The following is a 23,960-nucleotide window of genomic DNA, read 5'->3' as shown; positions in this document are numbered from 1 at the left end:
ACCGCTTTATGAGCAATCAATGCCCAACGAGCGACCAAGTCCTCACGCCACCCGATCCGGTGGCTCACGCCCGTCGAAGAAGGCGGTGATGTTGTCGACCACCTTCATGCCCATCGCGACGCGTGTTTCCTCGGTCGCACTGCCGAGATGCGGCAGCAGAACGACGTTCTCGAGCACTCGCAGGCCGGCCGGGACATTCGGTTCCGCCTCGAAGACGTCGAGGCCGGCGCCTCTGATGACCCCGTTCTTCAGCGCCTCGATCAGCGCCGGCTCATCCACCACATCGCCGCGCGCAGTGTTGACGAGGTGGGCGCCTTTTTTCATCATCGCCAGCCGCTCGGCATTGATGAGGTGCCGGTTCTCGCCACCACCCGGGCAGTGCAGCGAGACGAAGTCGGCGACCTTCAGCACCTCATCGACGGTATCGAGCTGACGTGCGCCGTAGCGTGCAGCTTCCGCCGCATCGATAGGCGAGCGGTTGTAGAACACCACCTCCATGTCGAAGCCAAAGTGACAGCGCTTTGCCATCGCCTTGCCGATCCGGCCGAAACCGATGATGCCGAGCGTCTTGCCGGTCACCTTGCTGCCGATCATGTGAGTCGGTCGCCAGCCGGTCCATTCGCCCGCCCTGATCTGGCGCTCCCCCTCGCCCGCACGCCGCGCAACGGCCAATAGCAATGTCATGGCGATATCGGCGGTACAATCGGTCAGAACGCCCGGCGTATTGGTGACGACGATATTGGCTGCCTTGGCCGCCGCAACGTCGATATGGTTATAGCCGACACCATAGTTGCCGAGGATCCTTGCCTTGATGCCGCCGCCGTCGAACAGATTTGCCGGCAACCGGTCGGAGACCGTCGGCAGCACTGCATCGAATTCGCGAAGCGCCTGTGCCAATGCATTCGCCGGCATCGCCACATCGTTGCCGTTGAACGCCATGTCAAAGCGATCGGCCAGCACACGCTCCACCGCTTCGGGCCAACGGCGGGTGACGAGAATGCGCGGCTTGGAACTCATGGGGCAACCTCCGAAACAGAATCGTTCGGCGATAGTGCACGAATTGGCGGCGGCGGTCAGCCCGGGCGACGCCAACGAAAAGAGGCGCCACAATGAGCGCCTCCCTGATACAGGCCTTCGAGCTTCAGACGTTACGACCGAGCGAATTCCAGCAGGTCGGCGTTGAGCTGGTCCTTGTGGGTGTCGGTGATCCCGTGCGGGGCGCCGGGATAGACCTTCAGAGTGGCGCTCGGCACCAGCTGCTTCGAGGCGCGGGCGGCGGCATCGATCGGCACGATCTGGTCGTCGTCGCCATGGATGATCAGTGTCGGCACGTCGAACGTCTTCAGGTCCTCGGTAAAGTCGGTCTGCGAGAAGGCGACGATCGAGTCATAGGTGTTCTTGTGCCCGCCCATCATGCCCTGCAGCCAGAAACTGTCGATCATGCCCTGCGAGGCGACGGCGCCCGGCCGGTTGAAGCCGAAGAACGGACCCGAGGCGATGTCGCGATAGAGCTTGGAGCGATCCTTCAGGCTGGCCGCCTGCAACCCGTCGAACACCTCCTTCGGCAGGCCGCCAGGATTGCTGTCGGTCTTGACCATCAGCGGCGGCACCGCCGAGATCAGCCCGGCCTTGGCGACGCGGCTCGTTCCATGGCGGCCGATATAACGGGTGATCTCGCCGCCGCCGGTGGAGAAACCGGCGAGGAAGATGTCCTTCAGGTCGAGCGCATTGATCAGGTCGGCGAGATCGTCGGCATAGTGATCCATGTCGTTGCCGTCCCACGGCTGCGAGGAGCGGCCATGGCCGCGACGGTCATGGGTGATGACGCGGAAGCCGTTGTTGGCGAGATGGAAGGCCTGCGCCTCCCAGCTGTCTGATGACAGCGGCCAGCCGTGGCTGAGCACGACCACCGGGCCATCCCGGTGCCCCCAGTCCTTGTAATAGATCTCGACGCCATCGCGGGTGATGATGCGGCTGCCGGACGCGTTGCCACCAGCAGGCTTGCTCGTGGGCGTCGCGGTTTCGGCAGCCGAAGCGGGCCTAACGGATGCGATCGCAGCGGCGGCACCGGCTGCGCCCATAGCGCCAGCCAGAATGTCCCGGCGGGAGATGCGATTGTCGTTGGTCATTGTCTCTGCCTTGCTCATGGGTACCGCTCCTTGTTCGCGGCTGCGCCGCTTCTGTTGAATAGCTAGCGATTAAATCGTGCACGATATCAAAGAGCGGAGATTTACATAGCTACAGTAGCCGCTTCCATTGTATCGCTGTCGATTAGATCGTGCGATAATGATTATCTGTCGATATTTCCGATGTCAATGCCTTGCGATTAGATCGCGAACGATTTATTTTAAGAAATGGAAAGCAGGACTGAAACGATGACATCCGATGCCAAAGCCGACGACGAGTTGATGAAGCTCGACAACTTCCTCTGCTTCGCGGTCTACTCCGCCAACCACGCCTTTACGCGTGTCTACAAGCCGCTGCTGGAGGCACTCGACCTCACCTACCCGCAGTATCTCGTCATGGTGCTGCTCTGGGACAACGACGACCAGACGGTCGGAAGCCTTGGCGAAAAGCTGTTCCTGGAATCGAGCACTTTGACGCCGATGCTGAAAAGGCTTGAGGCGGCGGGCTATATCTCCCGCGTCAGGGATAAGGCCGACGAGCGGCAAGTGCGCGTGCAGCTGACCGATATCGGCCGCTCGCTGCGCCAAAAGGCGACCGACGTGCCACGCGGCTTGATGGATGTCATGCATCTCAGCGCCGAGGATCTCGAGCGGCTGCGCCTTGAGGTCTCGAGCTTGCGGAACACCTTGCTGAAATAGCGCGCCTGGCACCCGCCCGTCTGCCAACGACAGCGCCGCACGTGTCGGCCCGAAAATGTACGGCGGTTTCGCTGCAGCGACATGCGAGAAAAGTACGTCACCTGAATCCGTCCTCGGGCCACGTGCTTCAGGCACCAGCCGGCCCATCGAGAAATGAGAAAGCCCGGCGATCGCTCGCCGGGCTTTCGAAGTTCTGACGTGGTTCAGCGAATCCGAAGCGAGACTTACTCGTTTTCGAAGTAGGTGTACTTGCCGTCTTCGCCCTTCTTCCAGGTGTACATGACGTAGTCCGGGCGGGTGATGTCGCCCTTTTCGTCATAGCCGAGCTCGCCGATCGCGGTCTTGAACGGACCCTTGGCCTTGATCGCTTCGGCAACCGCCTGCGCATCGGTCGTGCCGCCAGCCTTCGCAGCTTCTGCGATGACCTGGAGAGCGGCGTAGGAATAGAGCGTATAGGCTTCCGGCTCGAAGCCGGCAGCGCGGAACTTCTCGACGAGTTCCTTGGAAGCGGGGTTCTTGCGCGGATCCGGCGCGAAGGTCATCAGCGTGCCGTCGACGGCGTCGCCGGCGATCGAGGCCAGTTCGTTCGAAACGATACCGTCACCCGACATCATCGTTGCCTTCAGGCCCTGGTCCTTCATCTGGCGCATGATCAGGCCGGCCTCGGTGTGCAGACCGCCCCAGTAGACGACCGAAACGCCGGCTTCCTTCATCTTGGCGATCAGTGCGGAGAAGTCCTTGTCGCCGATGTTGACACCTTCATAGAGGGCCTCGGTGAGGCCGGCTTCGTTCATCGACTTCTTGGTTTCATCGGCAAGGCCCTGACCATAGGGGGTCTTGTCGTGAATGACGGCGATCTTCGCGTCTTTATGGTTGGCGGCGAGGAAGGCGCCGGCAACTGCGCCCTGCTGGTCGTCACGGCCGCAGGTGCGGAACGTGTTCCACATACCCCGCTCGGTGAACTGCGGGTTGGTCGCAGACGGCGTGATCTCCAGGATGCCGTTTTCGGCATAGACTTCCGATGCCGGGATCGACACACCGGAGTTGAAGTGACCAACGACGAACTTCACACCGTCAGCGACGAACTTGTTGGCGACCGAGATGCCCTGCTTCGGGTCCGAAACGTCGTCGCCGAGCACAAGCTTGATCTGTTCCCCGTTGATACCGCCAGCGGCGTTGATGTCGGCAGCGGCCTGTTCGGCACCTTTCTGGAGCTGCGCACCGAAGGCGGCGTTCGGGCCAGTCAGCGGGCCAGCGACACCAACGAGAATATCAGCCCAGGCGGTGCCGCTGAAGGCGACCATAGCCGTCAGCGCAACGGCCGACAGAAGAGATTTTTTCATCTTGTTACTCCCAAATATTCGAGCGGGTCTCGTTATCAACCTGCGCAATGCCCACCATAGTTGCGCCGGTGTTTCCTTCGCACCGGCCGCGGCGGACCGGCACGCGCTGTTCCCTTTATTTGGTCTTCCAGGAGAAGGGCGAAGCCTTCTCGTAGAGCCAGTAGTAGATGTTGGTCATTTGCTTGGTCCGATAGTACCGGAAACTTACGGTAGCAAACAACAAAAGCACGATCGTGTCCACGATATAGTATTGCAGGCTGAACATCGTGCCGCCGAAGAGGGCGTGATGGATGAAACGGATCGCCAGCCCGAGCAACGCCACATAGAGCAGCAGCCGCGGAACGTTATGCCAACTTTCGGCGACACTCTTGCCGGTACGCCATGCGGTCCAGCCGCCAAGCACACAGCTGATGAAAAGAAACTGCCAGATCGACGCTTCTTCGTAGAGAATTCCCTGCATGTCACTTGCTCCAGATGCAGCCCGTCAATGACGGCCGCCTTCGAGATAGGCCGCACGAACTTCGGGATTGGCAAGCAGGTCCTTGCCGGTGCCGCTCATCGTCACCCTGCCGTTGACCATCACATAGCCGCGATCCGAAAGCTTGAGCGCTCCGAAGGCGTTCTGCTCGACGAGGAAGACCGTCAGACCTTCCTCCTTGTTGAGTTTCTTGATCGCCTCGAAGATGCCCTTGACGATCAGCGGGGCAAGACCCAGCGACGGCTCGTCGAGCAGCAAGAGCTTCGGCCGGGCCATCAACGCTCGGCCGATCGACAACATCTGCTGCTCGCCGCCTGACAGCGTGCCGCCGCGCTGCGCCTTACGCTCCTTGAGCCGGGGAAAGAGCCTGAAGATCTTTTCCACGTCCTCGTCGAAATGCTTCAGGTTGTCGAGGCTCGCCCCCATCTGCAGGTTTTCGAAAACCGTCATGCGCGGGAAGATGCGGCGGCCTTCCGGCGACTGGGCAATCCTCATACGCGCGATTTCGTGGGTCGGCAGGCGCGTGATGTCATGGCCGTCGAACATCACCGTGCCGGTACGCGCCTGCGGGCTGCCGCAGATCGTCATCATCAATGTCGACTTGCCCGCGCCGTTGGCACCGATCAGCGAAACGATTTCTCCGCGATGGACCTCGACATCGACGCCGCTCAGCGCCCGAATGTTGCCGTAGTAGGTTTCGACGGCTTTCACTTGCAGCAGCGGCGCAGTCATTGCTTGGTGCCTCCCTGCCCGCCTTCGATTTCCTCGATTTGTTCGATCACCTGTTCAACCTCTTCATCCTCGACACCCAGATAGGCCGCGATGACCCTTGGATCGTTCTTGACGAAATCCGGGGTGCCGTCAGAGATCTTCTGCCCATATTCGAGCACGACGACATGGTCCGATATCTCCATGACCACGGACATGTCATGCTCGATCAGCAGGATGGAGGTGCCGGTGTCGCTGCGGATGCCCTGCAACAGTTCATTGAGGGCATGCGATTCGCGCGGATTGAGGCCAGCCGCAGGCTCATCGAGGCACAGCAACTCCGGTCCCGTGCACATGGCACGAGCAATCTCCAACCGCCGCTGCGCGCCATAGGGCAAGTCCCCGGCCGGGTCGTCTGCCCGGTCCATCAGCGATGCCTTTTCGAGCCAATGCTTGGCGAGTTCAGTCGCCTCCCTGGAGGCCTGCCGGTAGGCAGGAAATCCAAGGAGCCCGAGCACGGTATAGCCCGACGCCAGCATCAGTTTGTTGTGCTGTGCGACCAGCAGGTTCTCGAGCACGGTCATGCCGGAGAACATCCGGATGTTCTGGAACGTGCGCGCCACCTTTGCATGCTTGGTGATCTCGAAGTCCGGCAGCCGCTCCAGGAGATACTCCTTTCCGGACTGCTGCTTCATCGTGATCATACCCATCGTCGGCTTGTAGAAACCGGTGATGCAGTTGAATACCGTCGTCTTGCCCGCTCCGTTCGGGCCGATCAGCGCGGTGATGTCGCCGCGATAGGCCTCGAAGGAGAAGTCGTTGATGGCCATCAGACCGCCGAAGCGCATCGACAGGTGCTCAACCTTGAGAATGGGGTCTTGTGTCATTGTCATCGTCGTGGTCTCGAGGGCCATCAGCCATGCCCTTCCTTGGTAAAGCTGCCGGAGACGGCCTTGCGTTCGCGCAGGAACGCGGTCGGTTCACGCGATCCAACGAAGCCGCGCGGCTTCCAGACCATGACGACGACCATGGCCAGGCCAAAGATCAGCATGCGGTAGAGTTCCGGCGTGAAGTTCGGTCCGAAGATCAGCTTCATGAACGTAAGCTCACGCAGGATTTCGGTGCCGCCGATCATGACGATCGCTGCGATCGCAATGCCGGTCAGCGACCCCATGCCGCCGAGAACGACGATTGCGAGGATCACCGCCGATTCGAGGAAGACGAAGGATTCCGGCGACACGAAGCCTTGGCGCACCGCGAAGAAGGACCCGGCGATGCCGCCGAACATGGCGCCCATGGCAAAGGCCGTCAGCTTGGTGGTAACCGTGTTGATGCCGAGCGAACGGCAGGCGATCTCATCTTCGCGCAGCGCTTCCCAGGCGCGCCCGATCGGCATCCGACGCATGCGGATCGTGACGAAGGCCGTGATCAAGCAAAGACCGAGGATCAGGTAGAATAGGAAGATCTTGTAGTAGACCGACGAGATCGGCAGCCCCATCAATGCGGCAAAGCCATCCTTGGAGGCATCGAACTTGATGCCGAACAGCGTTGCCTTGGCAATGCCGGACACGCCGAACGTACCTTTGGTGACCTCGGTCCAGTTGATCAGGACAAGACGGATGATTTCGCCGAAGGCGAGCGTGACGATCGCCAGATAGTCACCGCGCAGACGAAGCACCGGGAAGCCGAGGACCACGCCCCAGCAGGCGGCGAGGAGGCCGGCCACCGGCAACAACACCCAGAAGGACAGGCCCAGATAGGTGGAGAGCAGCGCGTAGGAATAGGCACCGACTGCGTAGAAAGCGACGTAACCGAGGTCCAGAAGGCCGGCGAGGCCGACGACGATGTTCAGGCCCCAGGCGAGCATCACATAGATCAGGATCTGGATGCCGAAATTGTCCACCCATTTCAGCGAGCCCTGAACACCGGTTAGCGCGACTATGACCGGCGGATAAAGAATCAAGGCAGCGATCGCGATCGTCGAGAAATTGCGGCTGAAGAAGCTTTCTTCCTTGGCAACTTCCGGTGCCGCCGCTTTTTCAGCCTTTCGCTGGGCAAGCCGCGGCTGGACGTAGGCGACCATGAGGAAGCGGCCAACCATGGCGATGATCACGAAGATCGCCAGCAGGCCCCAACGTTGTGTCAGGATCAGCTCGTTGCGGATGTTCTGGTCGGTCTTGAGGCCGACGAAGAGCACGAACAGTCCGAGCGTGATAAGGCCCGCGAAGACAGACTCGCGCAGGGCCCGCGCCGTCACCTCAGTGCCGGCGCTTGCAGTTGTAGAAGCAATGTTTGCCATTGAATTATACCTTCTCGACTTCCGGTCGTCCGAGAATACCCGACGGCTTGAAGATCAGGACGATTGCGAGAATGGAGAATGTCGCAACGTCCTTGTAGTCGATGGTGAAATAGGCCGACCACAGGGACTCGATCAGACCGATCAGAAGTCCGCCCAAAACAGCGCCCGGCAGCGAGCCAATGCCTCCGAGAACGGCGGCGGTGAATGCCTTGACCCCGGGAACGAAGCCGTCCGTAAAAACGACCACGCCGTAATACATCAGGTACATGGTTCCCGCGACAGCAGCGAGTGCCGCACCCATGATGAAGGTCACCGAGATGGTGCGGTCGACGTCGACGCCGAGCAGAGCCGCCATCTTGCGATCCTGCTCGGTGGCGCGCTGTGCACGACCAAGCGGCGTTCTGTTGACGATGTACCAGAAGACGGAAAGCAGGATCGCCGTGATGATGATGATGATGATCTGCTTCAGCGAAATGGAGATGCCGAAAACCTCATAGACCGAGGAAACGAGCGGCGGAATCGGCTTGTTGCGCGGTCCCTGCGTCACCTGGATGAAGTTCGACAACACGATCGACATGCCGATCGCGGTGATCAGCGGCGCCAGCCGGAACGACCCGCGCAACGGCCGGTAGGCCACCTTTTCGATCGTCCAGTTCCACAGCGACGCCGCGAGCATAGCCACGACCATCATGAGCAAAAGCGCAAGTACAACCGGCACGCCTGCTATAAATGAGGTGAGAAGCAGAAAGACAATCAATGCGGCAAAGCCGCCCAGCATGAAGATATCGCCGTGGGCGAAGTTGATCATGCCAATGATGCCGTAGACCATGGTATAACCGATTGCGATCATACCATAAATAGACCCAAGAGTCAGCCCGTTGACGAGCTGCTGGACGAAATACTCCATCAATCTTCCCCTGGACCAGATCCCTAAGGTCCGGTCTCTTGTTTTTTGAGCTCATTGTTGAGCGTTCTGTTTGATCGATTCCATACCTCTTTCAAACGAAAAGAAAAGCTAAAAAACGTGGGACTGGCAAAATCTTCGCCGATAAAATCGATTTGACGCTTTTGAAGTCAGAAAAAACAAAAAAAATGCACGTCTCGCCTGCGCAATAGTCAACTTTAGTCTAAAACGGCGAGCAATCCGGGCTGTGGATGAATCGGCAAACAACAAGACCAGCTTGCCGGTTCGGCCGTTTCAGGCACGCATGCGCTCACCGTTTGCGTCGAACAATGGATAGGGTTGCAACCGCGCCGGCAGGATCTCGCCGAGCAGCTCGATCGCCCAACCTTCCGCTTCATCGGCGATCTCCTTGGGCACGTAACCGAGCGCCACCGACACGCCGCTGGCATGAGCGTAGCCGCCTGATGTCACCCAACCGCGCACGGCACCGCCGAAGTAGATCGGTTCGTCGCCGATGACGTCGGTATCCTGGGTCTCCAGCAGGAAGGTGCGCAGACGAAGCTGCCCGCCCTCTGCTTTCTCGCGGGTCGCTGCCGCCTTTCCAATGAAATCCGCCGGTTTTCCGAGCGCGACGAACCGGCCAAGGCCGGCCTCCAGCGGGCCGTAGAGCGGCCGAAACTCACGCGACCAGCTGCCGAAGGACTTTTCGACCCTGAGTGCATTGAGGGCACGAAGGCCAAACAGCCTGATACCGAAAGCCGCTCCCTTCTCCAGCATCAGGTCGAAAAGATAGCGCTGGTATTCCGGCTTCATCCAGATTTCGTAGCCGAGATCGCCGGTATAGCTGACGCGGCCAACGATCGCCGGCACCATGCCGAGATCCATCCGGCGAATGTCCATGAAGGCAAAGGCCGAATCAGCGACATCGAGATGTGTCAGCGCCGCCAGGACGTCGCGCGCCTTCGGCCCGGCGATCGACAAGCCGACCAGTTCCAGCTTCAGCGGACGGATCGAGACCGAGCCATCATCCGGCAAGTGCGCCTCGAACCAGCGCATGTGGTAATCCTCGGCGATGCCGGAACCGATGAGGAGGAAATCCTGCTCGCCGAGTTTGGCGAGCGTGAAGTCGCCGATCAGCTTGCCGTCGTCCTTCAGCATCGGCGCCAGCGACATCCGGCCCACCGCCGGAATGCGGCAGGCGAGCATCCAGTCGAGCCAGGCTTCCGCCCCCGCACCCTTGATCTCGTACTTGGCAAAGCCGGAGGTTTCCATCAGCCCGACGGCGGCACGCACGGCACGGGCCTCATCGCCGACAGTGTCGAAGTCGGTCGAGCGGCGCCAGGAGAAGTGATCCTCGACGCCGGCAGGCGCAAACCAAAGCGGAGTTTCCAGACCATAGGAAGCGCCGAACACAGCGCCGGCCGCCTTCAGCCTGTCATAGATCGGCGTCGTCAGCAGCGGTCGTGCCGCCGGCAGCTCCTCGTTGGGGTAGCGGATCGAGAAGCGACGCGAATAGTTCTCGCGCACCTTGGCGTTGGTATAGGCGAGCGTGGCGAAATCGCCATAGCGCGCCACGTCCATGGCAAAGACATCGAAGCCGGGATCGCCCTCGATCATCCAGTTGGCGAGCGCCAGTCCGACGCCTCCGCCCTGGCTGAACCCGGCCATGACGGCGCAGGCCGACCAGAAATTGCGCAGGCCCCGCACCGGCCCGACCAGCGGGTTTCCGTCCGGCGAGAAGGTGAAGGGGCCGTTGATGACTTTCCTGATGCCCGCCTTGTTGAAGGCCGGGAAATGCCGGAAGCCGACTTCGAGCTCCGGCGAGATCCGGTCGATGTCTTCGGCCAGCAGTTCGTGGCCGAAATCCCAGGGTGTCGTCACCGGCGACCAGGGGCGGCAGGCCTTCTCATAGGTGCCCATCAGCATGCCGTTGCGCTCCTGGCGCAGATAGATCTCGCCGTCGAAATCGACGCAGTGCATCAGCTCCTTGCCGCGCGTCTGGTTGAACTCGATGACCTCGGGCATGTCCTCGGTGATGAGATACATGTGCTCCATCGCCAGAACAGGCAGTTCCAGCCCGACCATGCGACCAACCTCGCGCGCCCAGAGGCCCGCGGCATTGACCACATGCTCGGCAATGATTTCACCCTGATTGGTGATGACGCGCCACGACCCGTCCTCGCGCTGCGTGAGATCCTCGACCTTCGTGTGCAGATAGATCTCGGCGCCATTCTTCTTGGCCGACTTGGCATAGGCATGCGTCGTGCCATAGGGATCGAGATGCCCCTCGACCGGATCGAACACCGCGCCGACGAACTGATCGGGATCCAGCAGCGGCATCAGATCGTGCGCTTCCTTGGGCGTCAGCAGCTCGGCCTCGAGCCCCATGTAACGTCCCTTGGCGAGGATCGACTTCATCCAGTCGAAACGCTCCTTGGTCGCAGCCAGCATCATGCCCGACGTCATGTGCAGGCCGATGTCCTGACCGGAATATTCCTCGATCTCCTTGTAGAGCTCGACGGTATATTTCTGCAGCTTGGCGACGTTGGGGTCGCCGTTGATCGTGTGCATGCCGCCGGCTGCGTGCCAGGTCGAGCCGGAGGTCAGCTCCGATCGCTCGAGCAGCACCACGTCGGTCCAGCCGAACTTCGTGAGGTGGTAGAGGATCGAGCAACCGACAACGCCGCCACCGATCACGACGACTCTGACATGGCTTTTCATGCGCGCACTCCGCTTTCCCGCGCATCCGGCGAAGCGCGGCTCAGTTTTCAGGGGAAAAGGATCAGGCACGACTGCCGCCCGCCCAGGTCTGTTCCGGCACGGGAACGGCAAGTGGCGAACAAGGAAAGCCTAGTCAGAAAGGCGGCTGCGATAAAGACGTGGCTGCGAAGGAGGCTTGTCCGTTTCCGCCATCCGCTGGCGGATCGGCGACCCAAATGCGGCATTCGATGCCGCATTTGTTTTTAGTCGGAAAAAGCGGCCGAAAGGTCGAACGCGCGCCCCATCGTCATCAGGTCGTCGAACAGCGATTCGGCAAAGCTGCGCGAAACGATCAGTTCGAAGAGATCCTCGCCGGTACGCGCCAGATTGATGGCGATATGGCCGCAAAGCACGTTGGTGCTGCCGCCGCGTGCGAAGGCTGCAGGGTGGAGATCGACGCCGATGCCCTTGGCAAGGATCCGCCGCGCGCACGGCCCGGACAGACGCATGAGAACGCGGCCGTCGCTCTGGTCGACGACATGCGCCTGCGTGCCACAAAGCATGTCGAGACGGCGCATGAGGCCGACCGGTGTGTCGACCTCGGATACGACCAGCCACTCGCCGGGTCCGCAATAGCGCAGAGACAGCTCAGGCGTCGACGAAAGCGCCCGCTCCACGGCCGTTTCAAGTCCGACATGCGCAAGCACCGTCGCGATCGCCTGCCAATGGCCGACCTCCAGGTGATCCGCATTGGCGGGCTTCGGCGTGCCGCGCAGCTTCTGGTCGAGCGCATGGCGGTTGTTGTAGTCGCGAACCATCACCGCCTCCTCAGGCTTTCAGCTTCTTGTTTTCGGGATCGACGAACACCGGATCGCAGACCTCGGCGATGACCTCGTGATCGCGCAGCTTGTCCCATACGGCGACCTTCTCGCCATAACGCTCGCGCCCGGATTTGAGGAAGGCCAGCGCGATGTGGTGCCCCAGGACCGGCGAGTAGCCGGCGGAGCTGACCCAGCCCTGATCGTTGAGCGTCGACGGTTTCATGCCCTCTTTTAGAAGATGGGCGCCCGCGCGTATGTCCTTGTCCTTGTCCACCGGCTTCAGCCCGACAATCTGCATACGGTCTGCCGCCGTCAGGCCGTAGCGCGCCGACAGGTGCTTGCCGATGAAGTCGGGCTTCTGCGCCGAAAACATGCGTCCAAGCCCGGCATCGTCGGGCGTCACGCGACCGTCGAATTCGGCGTGGGTCAGCAGACCTTTCTCCAGCCGCAGCACGTTTAATGCCTCGACGCCATAGGCGCAGATCTTGTGCGCCCTTCCCGCCTCCATGATCTGGTCGGCAACGGCTTCGCCGTAACCGGCGGGAACCGCGAGCTCAAAGGCGAGTTCACCGGAAAAGGAAATGCGGAACAGCCGGGCATTGATGCCGCCGCGAAGAGCCGTTGCGCGTGCCGACAGAAACGGGAACGCCGTTTCCGAAATGTCCTCGTCGACCAGTTGCTGCAGCACCTCGCGTGCATTCGGGCCGGCAATGGCCATCTGCGCCCATTGATCGCTCACCGAGCAGAACCGCACCTTGAGATCGGGCCACAGCACCTGCGCGCAATAATCCATATGGGACATGACGGCGCCGGCCATGGCCGTGGTCGTCGTCACGAAGAAATGGTCGTCCGCAAGCCGGCTCACCGTGCCGTCGTCGAAGACGAAACCGTCCTCGCGCAGCATCAATCCGTATCGGGCCTTGCCGACGGGCAGCTTCAGAATGGCGTTGCAGTAGAGGCGGTTGAGAAACTCCGCCGCGTCCGGGCCGAAGACTTCGATCTTGCCGAGCGTCGACACATCGCAGAGCCCGACATTGGCGCGAACGTTGAGGACCTCCCGGTCGACGCTTTCGCGCCAGGTCTTTTCGCCGGCCCGCGGGAACCAGGCCGAGCGGAACCAGAGCCCGGAATCAACGAAGGTCGCACCGTGCTTCTTCCCCCATTCATGCAAGGGCGACTTGCGGGTCGGTGTCGCATGGACATCGCGAGACGTGCCTGCCAACGCACCGAAGGAAACCGGCGTGTAGAACGGCCGGAACGTGGTCGTGCCGACCTCGGCCGGGCTCACCCCGCGCATGCCGGCGAGAATGCCGACCGCATTGATGTTGGAAAGCTTGCCCTGGTCGGTGGCCATGCCGCTGGTGGTATAGCGTTTGGCGTGCTCGACATGGCCGAAACCCTCGCGCAGCGCGAGGCCGAGATCCTTGGTATGCACATCGTTCTGGAAATCGACGAAGGCTTTCGACTTGGCGCCCGGCACATACCAGAGGGCTGCAAAAGAAGGTTCCGCCTCGGTCTCCGTCACCGGCAGCGGCGCTGCGGCGGCGTTGAAGCCCAACTCGGCGGCAATCGCCGCCGCCTTCTCGGCGCCGTCGCGCAGGCAACCGGCAAGCGTGTAGACACCATTGGCCGCGCCGACGACGCGAAGGGTGTCGCCGACGTCGGGTGCTGCGAATGCCTTCAGCGCATCCGACCACACCGGCCGCGCGCCCCGCTGGCAGGCGAGATGAACGACCGGGCTCCACCCCCCGGACATGCCGAGCGCATCGCAGGCAATCAGTTCCTCGAAACCCGAGCGCTCGACGACGATGCCCGACAGTCGCTGGCGGCCCTTTGTGTCAACGATCGAACCGGAGCGGATCACGCGCACGCCATGGGGTACAGCGTCGCTGGCCTCCGGCCGACTGTCGATGATCGTCGAGACGGTCACACCCTTCGCCGACAGGCTGCGCGCCGTGCGATAGCCGCTGCTGCCGCTGGTGAAGATCGCGACCGACTTGCCGGCAGAAACGCCATGGCGATGGGCGTAGGTGCCAATCGCGCCGGCCATCATCACGCCGGGACGATCATTGCCGCCAAACACCAGCGGCCGCTCTTCGGCACCGGTCGCCAGCAATGCCCGCTTGGCGGCGATACGCCACACGCGCTCGGTCGGCAGCTTGGCCGATGGTTCGGCCACGTGCTTCTGCACCCGCTCGACGGCCCCGAAGACATTATCGTCATACCAGCCGAAGACCGTAGTGCGCGACAGCAAAGTGACGTTTTCGAGCGACTGCAGTTCGGCGACGACGCGCTCTGCAAACGCCGGCGCCGCCCCGCCGTCGACCGTTTCGGTTTCCGAGAGCAGCGATCCGCCGAGGCGAAAATCCTCGTCCGCAAGGATAACGCGAAGTCCGGCGCGGCCGGCCGTCAGGGCCGCCATCAAACCTGCCGGGCCACCACCGACGACAAGCAGATCGCAGAAGGCCCAGGACTTTTCATAGCTCTCCGGGTCGCGTTCGAGCCCCGCCCGCCCGAGACCCGCAGCCCGCCTGATCACGGGCTCATAGAGCTTTTCCCAGAGTTGCCGCGGCCACATGAAGGTCTTGTAGTAAAAGCCGGCACCGAGAAACGGCGAAAGCAGGCCGTTGACCGCACCGACGTCGAAGCCGAGCGAGGGCCAGCGGTTCTGGCTGCGGGCCGTCAAACCGGCATAGAGCTCGGCGACGGTTGCCTTGGTATTGGGGTCGCTGCGGGCACCCGAACCGAGGGTCACCAGCGCGTTCGGCTCCGATGGCCCGGCGCTGACAATGCCACGCGGCCGGTGGTACTTGAAGCTGCGTCCGACCAGCAATTGGTCGTTGGCAAGCAGGGCAGACGCGAGTGTGTCGCCGGCAAAGCCGCGCAGCGGCCGACCGTCGAAGGTGAAGCTCAGTGCCTTGCTGCGATCGACAAGACCGCCGGAGGACAGGCGATAGGCGGTCATCGCCGGGCCTCCCGCGCGGCGGCCGTGCCGTCGACAACCGAATAGACCTCATGGGTGACCGTATCGCGCTCGACGACCAGGAAACGGCGACAGCCGGCAATATGATGCCAATGCTCTACCGTTCGGCCCCGCGGATTGGCGCGCACATAGACATAGTCATGCCAGGCTTCATCCGATGCCGAGGGCGCGGGCCGAATGAGCGACGCATCGCCGCGAATTGCGAACTCTTCCTTGGGACGGACCCCGCAATGGGGGCAGGTGATCAGGCTTGCCATTGTCTTCCGTATCCTGGAGCCCCAACGCGGCTCGCTCATATTCCTGGACAGCCGGATGGTCGTCATCCGACAGACGCCGCTTTAGTGAAGATTGGGTTGCGGTCCGGCGCCGGCCTCGTCGACCGCATAGCCACGCGCGAAACGATCGAGCCGCAGGGCGCGCGCCACCGGGTGGGTGTCGTTCCTGGCGATCAGATGTGCGAAACAGTAGCCAGATGCCGGCGTCGCCTTGAAGCCGCCGTAGCACCAGCCGCAGTTGAGGTAGAGGTTGTCGATCGAGGTGCGGTCGATGATCGGCGAGCCGTCCATGCTCATGTCCATGACGCCGCCCCAGGCGCGCAGCACCCGGACGCGCGACAGGCCGGGGATCATCGACACCCCCTCCTCCATCACATGCTCGGCCGTCGCGAGATTGCCGCGCTGGGCATAGGAGGAATAACCGTCGATCTCGGCGCCGAAGACCAGTCCGCCCTTGTCCGACTGCGAGATGTAGAAATGGCCGCCGCCATAGACGATCACATGATCGATGCATGGCTTCAGCCCCTCGGTCACGAAGGCCTGCAGCACATGGCTTTCGAGCGGCAGCTTCAGATCCGCCATCTCACCGACGCGGGAGGAATTGCCGGCCGCCGCCAGAGCCAGCTTGCCGCAACCGATGAAGCCGTTCGACGTCTCCACCCCGGTAACGACGCCGTTTTCGCGGCGAATGCCAGTCACCTCGCAATGCTCGATGATATCGACGCCGTGCTGGTCGGCCCCGCGGGCGTAACCCCAGGCGACGGCATCATGGCGGGCCGTGCCGGCGCGCCGCTGCAAAAGGCCGCCGAGGATAGGGTAGCGCGCATGATCGTAATTGAGGAAGGGGATCATCTTCTTCAGCTGGTCGCGCTCGATCAACTCGGCCTCTACCCCTTCCATCCACATCGCATTGCCGCGCCTGACATAGGCGTCGCGCTGCGCGTCGCTGTGGTAGAGCATGATGACGCCGCGCTGCGACAGCATGACGTTGTAGTTCAGATCCTGCTCCAGCCCCTCCCAGAGCTTCATCGAAAACTCGTAGAAGGGTTCGTTGCCGGGCAGCATGTAGTTGGAGCGCACGATCGTGGTGTTGCGGCCGACATTGCCCGATCCGAGATAACCCTTTTCGAGCACCGCGACGTTTTTCACGCCGAATTCCTTGGCGAGGTAGTAGGCGGTCGAAAGGCCATGGCCGCCGCCGCCGACAATGATCACGTCATAATGGGATTTCGGCTGCGGCTGTCGCCATTGCGGTTTCCAGTTCAGGTTTCCGGAAAGGGCGTTCCTGACGATCGAGAATGCGGAATAACGCATGAAGGCATCCAGTTCAGTTGCATCGGCACATTTGCACAGCCGACGCGAGGAGCAAAGATGCAAGCTTCTCGCAGGTGCAAAAATCAGGTTGGCCTTTTGCCGTAAGGCCCGAGAATTCGCCGCACTGGCATTTGCAAGAAGACATTTCGCCATAACCGTCGAAAACTATGGGCAACTTCCGCCGCCGAGTGTGGTATGGCGCGACAAAGGCCCGAAAGACGAGAAGCAATGCTGCACATTCTGCAAAAAACCGCGATCGCCGCCGGGCGCGCCATCCTCGACATCTACAACTCCGGTCCGGCGGTGACCTACAAGCCCGACTGTTCACCGGTGACGGACGCCGACGAATGTGCCGAGCGCATCATCCTGGCTGATCTCACGGCAGCTTTTCCGGAAATTCCTGTTGTGGCCGAAGAATCGGTCACGGCCGGCTCCATTCCCGACATCTCGGGCAAATCGTTCTTCCTCGTCGATCCGCTCGACGGCACCAAGGAATTCATCGGCCGCCACAACGACTTCACCGTCAACATCGCGCTCATCGAAAACGGCGCTCCGGTTGCCGGCGTCGTCTACGCGCCAGCACTCGGTATCCTCTACGCCGCGGCCGGCGGCAAGGCGTTGAAATCCGTCGTCTCCGAAACCTTTCAGGTCCAGCAGGAAACCGTCATCGGCTGCCGCAGTCGCGGCGATCGGCTGGTGGCGCTGGCGAGCCGTTCGCACAACAGCGCAGAGACCATCGCCTATCTCGCCGAACATGGGGTCACCGACCACGAGGCCGTCGGCTCCTCGCTCAAGTTCTGTTTGCTGGCCGAAGGGCTTGCCGACGTCTATCCGCGCTTCAGCCGTACGATGGAATGGGACACGGCCGCAGGCGATGCCATCCTGCGTGCGGCAGGCGGCGAGACGCTGACGATGGAAGGCACGCCGCTCACCTATGGCAAGCGCAACCAGAAAAGCGACAGCGATTTCGCCAATCCCTGGTTTGTTTCGCGCGGCAAGATCTGAGGCCGACACCGGCCCCAAGCGAGCCGCATCGCCCGCAGAATGCTACACAGGCACTGCCTCACCATCGCTCGGCGTCGCCTCTCCTTCGGCACTGCCGCTCTCGACCGGTGGCTTGATACGGAACCAGGCGAGATAAAGCGCCGGCAGGAACAGCAGCGTCAGCACCGTCCCGACGATGATGCCGCCCATCATCGCATAGGCCATCGGCCCCCAGAAGATTTCCCGCGCAATCGGGATCAGCCCGAGGCTCGCGGCCGCCGCCGTCAGCATGATCGGTCGCATGCGATGTTCGGTCGCCTCCCGCACCGCATCCCAGGCGGCCACCCCTTCCTTGCGCAGATCCTCGATCTGCACGACGAGGATGACCGAGTTGCGAATGAGGATACCGATCAGCGCCAGCACCCCAAGGATCGCGACGAAGCCGAGCGGTGCGCCGCTCGGAAGCAGCGCTGCGACGACGCCGATCAGCGCCAGCGGCGCCACGGCAAAGACCAGGAACAGGCGCGAGAAGCTCTGAAGCTGGATCATCAGGATCGTCGCCATGGTGAACAGCATCAGCGGCACGACGGCGGCGATCGGTGCCTGGCTCTTGGCGCTTTCCTCGATCGTGCCGCCGATCTCTATTCTGTAGCCGTCGGGAAGCCCAGCGGCGAACGCCGCCACGTCCTTTTCCAACTGCGCCGAAACCGTCGACGGTTGTGCAATGCCGTTGACCGCCGCCTTGACCGTGATCGTCGGCAGGCGCGACCGGCGCCAGACGACCGGCTGCTCCATCTCGTAGCGGAAGTTGGCGACCGCCGCCAAGGGCACGGAATTGCCGCTGGCGCCGGGAAGCTGGAGATCGCGCAACGTCTCTATCGATTGCCGCTCGGATTCGCGCGCCCGGCCGACGACGTCGATCAGGTAGATGTCGTCGCGGACCTGGGTGACGGTCGTGCCGCCGACGATGCCGTTGAGCGCCGTCGCGATATCCTGCGAGGTGACGCCGAGCTGGCGCGCCTTGTCCTGCAGGACATCGACCTTGATCATGCGCGCCGGCTCGCTCCAGTCATAGACGATCTCGCCGAGCAGCGGATTGCGTCCGAGGACAGTGCTGAGGTCGAGCGCATGTTTGCGCACCTGGTCGATATCCGGTCCGCTGACGCGATACTGGATCGGGCGTCCGACCGGCGGGCCGATATCGAGCAATTTCACATAGGCATCCGTTCCCGGGAAAGTCTGCTTGAGATAGGCCTGCAGATCGGCACGCACCTTGTCGCGCACGTCGAGCCCCTTGGTGACGATGATCATCTGCCCGAAGGACGGATGCGGCGGCTGCACGTCGAAGGACAGGACGAAACGCACGGCCCCCTCGCCGACATAGCTCGACCAGCGCAACACATCCTGGTTGCCGACGAGCTTCTCCTTCTCGAACTTCGCCATCTGCGCATTGGTTTCCTCGATCGAGGAATTCTGCGGCAGCGACCAGTCGACGATGATTTCAGGCCGGTCCGAGGACGGGAAGAACTGCTGCTGCACGAAGCCCATGCCGAAGACCGAGAGGCCGAAGACGGCGATCGTGGCGATGATCGTCGTCCAGCGCCAGTGCATGCAGAGGTCGAGCAGCTTGGAAAACAGCCGTCCGATCCGACCTTTTTCGCCGGCATGCTGTTTCATCGTCTTCGGCAGGATCGTGACGCCCAAAAGCGGCGCGAAAATCACCGCCACGATCCACGAGACCAGCAGCGAAATCGCGATGACGACGAACAGCGTGAAGGTGAATTCGCCGGCCGCGCTGTTGTTGAGGCCGATCGGAATGAAACCGGCAACGGTGACGAGTGTGCCCGTCAGCATCGGAAAGGCGGTCGAGGTATAGACGTAGGTCGCCGCCTTGCGCAGCGAATCGCCGACCTCAAGCCGTGCCACCATCATTTCCACCGCGATCATCGCATCGTCGACAAGCAGGCCGAGCGCGATGATCAGCGCGCCGAGCGAAACGCGCTGCAGCGAGATCCCCCAATAGGACATGAAGACGAAGGTGATCGCCAGCGTCAGCGGGATGGAGAGCGCCACGACAAAGCCGGCGCGCATGCCGAGGCTGACGAAGCTGACGGCAAGGACGATAATCACCGCTTCGAACAGTGCCTGCGTGAAGCCGGAGACGGCCTCTTCGACCACAAGCGGCTGGTCGGACACGAGGTGAATGTCGACGCCGACCGGCAGCCTCTCTTCCAGGAGCTCGATCTTCTCCTCCACTGCCTTGCCGAAATCGAGCAGGTTCGAGCCCTGCTTCATGCCGATCGCCAGCCCGATCGCCGGTTTGCCCTCGAAGCGGAACAGGGCAGACGGCGGGTCGACATAGCCGCGGCTGATCGTGGCAATGTCGCTCAGGCGGAAGAAGCGGTCGTTGACCTGCAGGTTGACCGATTGGATGCTCTCTTCCGATGAAAACTGGCCGCCGACACGGATGCTGACGCGTTCGCCTTCGGTCTGGATGACGCCCGATGGCGATACGGCGTTCTGTGCCTGCAGCGTCTCGACCACCTGCTGCTGGTTGATGCCGAGTGCGGCGAGCTGGCGCGGCGAAAACTCGAGATAGATCACCTCATCCTGCGCGCCGATCAGATCGACCTTGCCGATATCAGGCACCGTCAGGATATCGCGGCGCGCATCCTCGACATAGTCGCGCAGCTGCCGCTGGGTGAGACCGTCGCCGGTGAAGGCGTAGATATTGCCGAAAACATCGCCGAAGCGGTCGTTGAAGGCGGGGCCGACGACGCCCGAAGGGAACTCCCCGCGAATGTCGTTGATCATGTTGCGAACCGTCACCCAGGTCGCCGCCACATTGCGCGCTTTCGTCTCCGGTTTCAGGTTGACGAAGACCAGCGTCTGGCCTGGCGTCGTCATGCTCTTGGTGTAGTCGAGCGATTCCAGCTCCTCGAGCTTGCGCTCGATGCGCTCGGTGACCTGAAGCGTCGTTTCCTCGACCGAAGCGCCCGGCCAGGCGGCCGAGATCGTCATCGTCTTGATGGTGAAGGACGGATCCTCCTCACGACCGAGCTCCACATAGGAGGTGATGCCGAGCACGACGAAGACGATCATGAAGTACCAGACCATGGAGCTGTGATCGAGCGCCCAGTCCGAAAGGTTGAACTTCTTCATGAACGCGCTCCGCCGGAAATCTTCACTTTCTGGCCTTCCTCAAGGCTGTGCGCGCCCGCCGTGACGACACGCTCCCCCGGGTTGAGGCCGGCGGTTACTGACCGGTTGCCGCCGACATCGGCACCGACTTCGACCTCGCGTGCCGCGACATCGCCGCCCTGTTCGTCGACGATCCAGACGAAGTTCTTGCCCTCCCTCTCGAACACGGCGGTTGAAGGAACGAGCATGAGTTCATGCTCGGCGCCCTGGCGCGTCGCTGTTATGGTTGTTCCCAACCTGAATCCCACCGGCGGATTGTCGAGCGCGATCTTCACGCGTCGCGTCCGGGTAACCGGGTCGGCCGCCGGCGCAATCTCGCGTACCGTGCCATTGACCCGCAGATCCGGATTGATCTGCAATGAGACTGAAAACGGCGTGCCGATCGGAAACAGCGCGATGCCGTCGGGTATGTCGACTACTGCATCGCGCTCACCGGGTCTGGCGACGGTCACGACCATCTCGCCTGCCGACACCACCTGGCCGACCTCGGCCCCGGTCGCCGTGACGATGCCGTCGAAATTGGACTTCAGCTTGGTATAGGAGAGCTGCTCCTCGGACTTCGAGAGCCCCGCCGTCGCCCGTATGAGGGATGCCTGTGCCGCCTCGCGGGCTTGCTGGGCGCTGTCGACCGTGGCTTGCGATTCCGTATCTGTTTTTAGAAGGGCGGTCAGTCGCTCCTCGGCCGCGGTCGCATTGGCAAGCGTCGCCTCGGCACTCGCCAGATCGGCCTTGGCTGACCGCAGGGCCAGTTCGAAAGCGGTGGGATCGAGCGCGGCAAGCTCGGCGCCGGCAACCACCTCATCCCCGACCGTAACATCGCGGGCGACCAGCCGACCGATCACCCGGAAGCCAAGCTCCGTCTGCACCTTCGGCTGTACCGTTCCGGCAAAGCTCGCAGCCGCGTCGACACGTTTGCTGACAACCATCGACAGCACCGGTCGAACGACGTCGCTCGCCCGCTCCTCTTCCTTCTGGCATCCGACCAGCAGCAGCGCAGCGACCGGCACGACCAGCCGGGTAAATGTCGACCAGCTCATTTCGCCTGCTCCTCTGCCACCGCATGCACCGCCAGGCCCGGGCGCAGGAACTTAGCCCCCTCAGCCACGACCTTGTCGCCGACCGAAAGCCCGGAAGCGACCAGCACCCGGCCGCTCTCATAGGTCTTCACCTCGATCGGCTTGAGGCTGACCGTGCTGTCCCTGGGGTCGACGATCCAGACCGCCGGCTTGCCGTCCACGGCGGTCAGCGCCGTCCACGGCAGCGCGATGACCTTCGCGGGTTCGAAGCGGGCGACACCGATCACCGACGAGCCGAGCGTCATGCGATCCGGCGTCTGTTGCATTGCCAGCTTCACCCGCACCGTACCGGCCTTGTCGTCGATGGTAGGCGAGATCTCGCTCACGCGCGCGATCGCCGTAACCGAGGGGTCGCTGACCAGCGCGAGCATCACGTCCTGGCTCGCCGGCTTCATGAACAACAGGCCCTCGTGAACATTGAAGATGGCGTCACGCGGCCCGTCCTTGGCAACGGAGAACATGGTTTGCGCCGCCTGCACCACCTGCCCCACTTCGGCATGTCGCACCGTCACGATGCCGGCGGCGCTCGAACGCAACTCGGTATAGGAAAGGGCCGTGCGGGCCGCGCCGAGTTCTGCCTTGGCGGCATCGAGCGCACTTGCAGCGGTGCGTTCGGCGGTCTCCGCCTGAACGAGATCCCGCCGCGTCGTAAAGCCTTGCGTCATCAGAGTGTTTTGCCGGGTCAACGTCGCCGAAACCTGCCGCAACTGCGCTTCTGCGGCCTTCACCGCCGCCTCGGACGCCTGAACATCGGCTTCCTGTTCGCGCGGATCGACCTTTGCCAGCAGCTCGCCTTCATCGACATGGGCGCCGACATCGGCAAACCACTGCGTCACCTGACCGCTGACGCGAAAGGCAAGGTTCGCCTGCACATGCGCCACGACTTCGCCGGTCAAGGTGACAGTCTGCTGGTAGTCGGTGAGTTGTGCTTCGACGATCCGGACGGTCGTTTCCGGCCTGGCGGCCTCTGCTTCCTGCTTCTGGCACGAAGCCAGGAAGACGGTGGAGGCGAGCATGACGCCCCAACCACATTGCCGCACCCTGCATGTGAATTGCTGCATACGCTCCACCCGGCTCCGGCATTGATCGGGGCATTTTTCTATTGCCCTCAATACGCAAGATGCACACCGCGTTCATCGCGAGGATGCCAATAAAGTCGCATACTTGGCCGTCGTCTGGAAGTCCCGCAATAGCAAACGGCGCTGCGACCGATGGTGGCAGCGCCGCTCGACACACGCGATGAAGAACGGCAAGGCGACGGCGTTAAGCGCCTTCCCGCCGGGTGGCTGTGGCAATCAGGTTCCCGATCGAGTTCTCGTTGAACGGTTTGTCGATCCTCGGTATGCCGCGCAGATGCGCCGGGAAGATCTCCGCGTCGCCATAACCGCTGGTAAAGCCGAAACACAGGCCGCGGGCGAGGATCGCATCTGCGACGGCAAAGCTGGTTTCATCCTCGAGATTGACATCGAGCAGGATGAAATCGAACGACTGGGCGGCGATCAGCTTCATCGCCTGATCGGCGTTGGTGGCGATCTGGACGTCGCTGATACCCATTGATTTCAGGATTTCTTCGGCATCCATCGCGATGATGAAATTGTCCTCCAGAACGAGCACAGTTCTGACCGACGGTGGAATCTCGATCGTTGGCATTCCGTCCACCTTTCGCGAGAACCATGCTCCGGCCGCAGAAGTGACCACCGCATTCAACACCGATGTATAGCCCCCGCGAACCCACCCGGCATTTAAAAAAGACATGTCGGGCATCGCTTGCGATTTTGTCTCATCTCCACCCGGGCATGCGAAGGAACAAGGTGCGCGCCGGGGCGTTCAGTGGACCCCTGGGCACTGGCCCCGGCAAAGCTCGGCGAGGCCAATCAGTTCGCGCCGACCAGCGCCTCCGTCAACCATACCACCGCCGCCGAGATGGTCGCAGACCTGATCGCCAGATCGCTGACGAACTCCCGTTCGGTTCGGTGCAACGCGGATCGCCAACAGTTCCCCCTCTCTCCGTCATGCTCGGGCTTGACCCGAGCATCCAGCGCCCTCAAG

Annotated in this window: 19 protein-coding genes; 2 read left to right on the top strand and 17 right to left on the bottom strand. The window is 62.2% G+C overall.

Going from position 1 to position 23,960, the window contains the following annotated elements; genetic code table 11:
• Nucleotides 1-42: 42 nt before the first annotated feature.
• Nucleotides 43-1,017, bottom strand: coding sequence for a 2-hydroxyacid dehydrogenase (locus tag AC244_RS06915; RefSeq protein ID WP_053248045.1), 975 nt, complete (start codon nucleotides 1,015-1,017; stop codon nucleotides 43-45).
• 131 nt (nucleotides 1,018-1,148) lie between these two features.
• Nucleotides 1,149-2,147, bottom strand: a complete 999-nt coding sequence (locus tag AC244_RS06910) for an alpha/beta fold hydrolase (protein ID WP_053248044.1) — start codon at nucleotides 2,145-2,147, stop codon at nucleotides 1,149-1,151.
• Nucleotides 2,148-2,408: 261 nt separating this feature from the next.
• Here AC244_RS06910 and AC244_RS06905 point away from each other — a divergent pair, with 261 nt between their 5' ends.
• Nucleotides 2,409-2,825 carry a MarR family winged helix-turn-helix transcriptional regulator gene (locus AC244_RS06905; protein ID WP_053248406.1) on the top strand — a complete coding sequence of 139 codons (417 nt, stop codon included), beginning with the start codon at nucleotides 2,409-2,411 and terminating at the stop codon, nucleotides 2,823-2,825.
• Between the two features lie 224 nt (nucleotides 2,826-3,049).
• Here AC244_RS06905 and AC244_RS06900 read toward each other — a convergent pair whose 3' ends face one another.
• From AC244_RS06900 to AC244_RS06850, 11 genes are all read right to left on the bottom strand, one after another.
• Complete coding sequence (locus AC244_RS06900; RefSeq protein WP_053248043.1) at nucleotides 3,050-4,168, bottom strand: branched-chain amino acid ABC transporter substrate-binding protein; 1,119 nt, start codon at nucleotides 4,166-4,168, stop codon at nucleotides 3,050-3,052.
• 115 nt (nucleotides 4,169-4,283) lie between these two features.
• A complete protein-coding gene (locus AC244_RS06895; protein ID WP_053248042.1) occupies nucleotides 4,284-4,628 on the bottom strand; it encodes a DUF6867 family protein in 345 nt (114 codons plus the stop codon).
• Between the two features lie 24 nt (nucleotides 4,629-4,652).
• Nucleotides 4,653-5,378: an ABC transporter ATP-binding protein gene (locus AC244_RS06890; RefSeq protein ID WP_053248041.1), complete on the bottom strand. Its 726-nt coding sequence runs from the start codon at nucleotides 5,376-5,378 to the stop codon at nucleotides 4,653-4,655.
• Nucleotides 5,375-6,268 (bottom strand): ABC transporter ATP-binding protein, encoded by an 894-nt coding sequence (locus tag AC244_RS06885; RefSeq protein ID WP_053248040.1) that lies wholly within the window; start codon nucleotides 6,266-6,268, stop codon nucleotides 5,375-5,377. The genes AC244_RS06890 and AC244_RS06885 overlap by 4 nt, the downstream gene beginning before the upstream one ends.
• Complete coding sequence (gene livM, locus AC244_RS06880) at nucleotides 6,268-7,653, bottom strand: high-affinity branched-chain amino acid ABC transporter permease LivM (RefSeq protein ID WP_053248039.1); 1,386 nt, start codon at nucleotides 7,651-7,653, stop codon at nucleotides 6,268-6,270. The genes AC244_RS06885 and livM overlap by 1 nt, the downstream gene beginning before the upstream one ends.
• A gap of 4 nt (nucleotides 7,654-7,657) precedes the next feature.
• Nucleotides 7,658-8,560 (bottom strand): branched-chain amino acid ABC transporter permease, encoded by a 903-nt coding sequence (locus tag AC244_RS06875; protein WP_053248038.1) that lies wholly within the window; start codon nucleotides 8,558-8,560, stop codon nucleotides 7,658-7,660.
• A 291-nt stretch (nucleotides 8,561-8,851) separates the two neighbouring features.
• Nucleotides 8,852-11,278 carry a GcvT family protein gene (locus AC244_RS06870; protein ID WP_053248037.1) on the bottom strand — a complete coding sequence of 809 codons (2,427 nt, stop codon included), beginning with the start codon at nucleotides 11,276-11,278 and terminating at the stop codon, nucleotides 8,852-8,854.
• A 242-nt stretch (nucleotides 11,279-11,520) separates the two neighbouring features.
• Nucleotides 11,521-12,075: a sarcosine oxidase subunit gamma gene (locus tag AC244_RS06865; RefSeq protein WP_053248036.1), complete on the bottom strand. Its 555-nt coding sequence runs from the start codon at nucleotides 12,073-12,075 to the stop codon at nucleotides 11,521-11,523.
• A 10-nt stretch (nucleotides 12,076-12,085) separates the two neighbouring features.
• Nucleotides 12,086-15,043 carry a sarcosine oxidase subunit alpha family protein gene (locus tag AC244_RS06860; protein ID WP_053248035.1) on the bottom strand — a complete coding sequence of 986 codons (2,958 nt, stop codon included), beginning with the start codon at nucleotides 15,041-15,043 and terminating at the stop codon, nucleotides 12,086-12,088.
• On the bottom strand, nucleotides 15,040-15,318 hold the full coding sequence (locus tag AC244_RS06855) for a sarcosine oxidase subunit delta (RefSeq protein WP_053248034.1): 279 nt from the start codon (nucleotides 15,316-15,318) through the stop codon (nucleotides 15,040-15,042). The genes AC244_RS06860 and AC244_RS06855 overlap by 4 nt, the downstream gene beginning before the upstream one ends.
• Before the next feature lie 81 nt (nucleotides 15,319-15,399).
• On the bottom strand, nucleotides 15,400-16,650 hold the full coding sequence (locus tag AC244_RS06850; RefSeq protein ID WP_053248405.1) for a sarcosine oxidase subunit beta family protein: 1,251 nt from the start codon (nucleotides 16,648-16,650) through the stop codon (nucleotides 15,400-15,402).
• Nucleotides 16,651-16,878: 228 nt separating this feature from the next.
• On the opposite strand from AC244_RS06850, the gene cysQ reads away from it, so the two are divergent.
• Nucleotides 16,879-17,655 (top strand): 3'(2'),5'-bisphosphate nucleotidase CysQ, encoded by a 777-nt coding sequence (gene cysQ / locus AC244_RS06845; protein ID WP_053248033.1) that lies wholly within the window; start codon nucleotides 16,879-16,881, stop codon nucleotides 17,653-17,655.
• A gap of 42 nt (nucleotides 17,656-17,697) precedes the next feature.
• Here the strand turns inward: cysQ and AC244_RS06840 are convergent, their stop codons facing one another.
• The 4 genes from AC244_RS06840 to AC244_RS06825 all read right to left on the bottom strand — a co-directional run bounded on the left by AC244_RS06840 (nucleotide 17,698) and on the right by AC244_RS06825 (nucleotide 23,561).
• Nucleotides 17,698-20,796: an efflux RND transporter permease subunit gene (locus AC244_RS06840; protein ID WP_053248032.1), complete on the bottom strand. Its 3,099-nt coding sequence runs from the start codon at nucleotides 20,794-20,796 to the stop codon at nucleotides 17,698-17,700.
• Nucleotides 20,793-21,872, bottom strand: a complete 1,080-nt coding sequence (locus tag AC244_RS06835) for an efflux RND transporter periplasmic adaptor subunit (RefSeq protein WP_053248031.1) — start codon at nucleotides 21,870-21,872, stop codon at nucleotides 20,793-20,795. The genes AC244_RS06840 and AC244_RS06835 overlap by 4 nt, the downstream gene beginning before the upstream one ends.
• Nucleotides 21,869-22,927: an efflux RND transporter periplasmic adaptor subunit gene (locus tag AC244_RS06830; protein ID WP_234716864.1), complete on the bottom strand. Its 1,059-nt coding sequence runs from the start codon at nucleotides 22,925-22,927 to the stop codon at nucleotides 21,869-21,871. Before AC244_RS06830 ends, AC244_RS06835 begins: the two co-directional genes overlap by 4 nt.
• A gap of 247 nt (nucleotides 22,928-23,174) precedes the next feature.
• Nucleotides 23,175-23,561, bottom strand: a complete 387-nt coding sequence (locus AC244_RS06825; protein WP_053248029.1) for a response regulator — start codon at nucleotides 23,559-23,561, stop codon at nucleotides 23,175-23,177.
• Between the last annotated feature and the right edge of the window lie 399 nt (nucleotides 23,562-23,960).

The organism is Ensifer adhaerens, from assembly GCF_001270265.1.
Taxonomy (GTDB): Bacteria; Pseudomonadota; Alphaproteobacteria; order Rhizobiales; family Rhizobiaceae; genus Ensifer; species Ensifer adhaerens_B.
This window is presented reverse-complemented; position numbering and strand designations above follow the sequence as displayed.

Coding starts and splice junctions, on each gene's coding strand:
- AC244_RS06855 (WP_053248034.1), bottom strand. CDS start 15,318: ATGGCAAGCCTGATCACCTGCCCCCATTGCGGGGTCCGTCCCAAGGAA.
- AC244_RS06915 (WP_053248045.1), bottom strand. CDS start 1,017: ATGAGTTCCAAGCCGCGCATTCTCGTCACCCGCCGTTGGCCCGAAGCG.
- AC244_RS06865 (WP_053248036.1), bottom strand. CDS start 12,075: ATGGTTCGCGACTACAACAACCGCCATGCGCTCGACCAGAAGCTGCGC.
- AC244_RS06850 (WP_053248405.1), bottom strand. CDS start 16,650: ATGCGTTATTCCGCATTCTCGATCGTCAGGAACGCCCTTTCCGGAAAC.
- AC244_RS06900 (WP_053248043.1), bottom strand. CDS start 4,168: ATGAAAAAATCTCTTCTGTCGGCCGTTGCGCTGACGGCTATGGTCGCC.
- AC244_RS06885 (WP_053248040.1), bottom strand. CDS start 6,268: ATGGCCCTCGAGACCACGACGATGACAATGACACAAGACCCCATTCTC.
- AC244_RS06875 (WP_053248038.1), bottom strand. CDS start 8,560: ATGGAGTATTTCGTCCAGCAGCTCGTCAACGGGCTGACTCTTGGGTCT.
- AC244_RS06860 (WP_053248035.1), bottom strand. CDS start 15,043: ATGACCGCCTATCGCCTGTCCTCCGGCGGTCTTGTCGATCGCAGCAAG.
- livM (WP_053248039.1), bottom strand. CDS start 7,653: ATGGCAAACATTGCTTCTACAACTGCAAGCGCCGGCACTGAGGTGACG.
- AC244_RS06905 (WP_053248406.1), top strand. CDS start 2,409: ATGAAGCTCGACAACTTCCTCTGCTTCGCGGTCTACTCCGCCAACCAC.
- AC244_RS06830 (WP_234716864.1), bottom strand. CDS start 22,927: ATGCTCGCCTCCACCGTCTTCCTGGCTTCGTGCCAGAAGCAGGAAGCA.
- AC244_RS06895 (WP_053248042.1), bottom strand. CDS start 4,628: ATGCAGGGAATTCTCTACGAAGAAGCGTCGATCTGGCAGTTTCTTTTC.
- AC244_RS06870 (WP_053248037.1), bottom strand. CDS start 11,278: ATGAAAAGCCATGTCAGAGTCGTCGTGATCGGTGGCGGCGTTGTCGGT.
- AC244_RS06910 (WP_053248044.1), bottom strand. CDS start 2,147: ATGAGCAAGGCAGAGACAATGACCAACGACAATCGCATCTCCCGCCGG.
- AC244_RS06890 (WP_053248041.1), bottom strand. CDS start 5,378: ATGACTGCGCCGCTGCTGCAAGTGAAAGCCGTCGAAACCTACTACGGC.
- AC244_RS06840 (WP_053248032.1), bottom strand. CDS start 20,796: ATGAAGAAGTTCAACCTTTCGGACTGGGCGCTCGATCACAGCTCCATG.
- cysQ (WP_053248033.1), top strand. CDS start 16,879: ATGCTGCACATTCTGCAAAAAACCGCGATCGCCGCCGGGCGCGCCATC.
- AC244_RS06835 (WP_053248031.1), bottom strand. CDS start 21,872: ATGAGCTGGTCGACATTTACCCGGCTGGTCGTGCCGGTCGCTGCGCTG.
- AC244_RS06825 (WP_053248029.1), bottom strand. CDS start 23,561: ATGCCAACGATCGAGATTCCACCGTCGGTCAGAACTGTGCTCGTTCTG.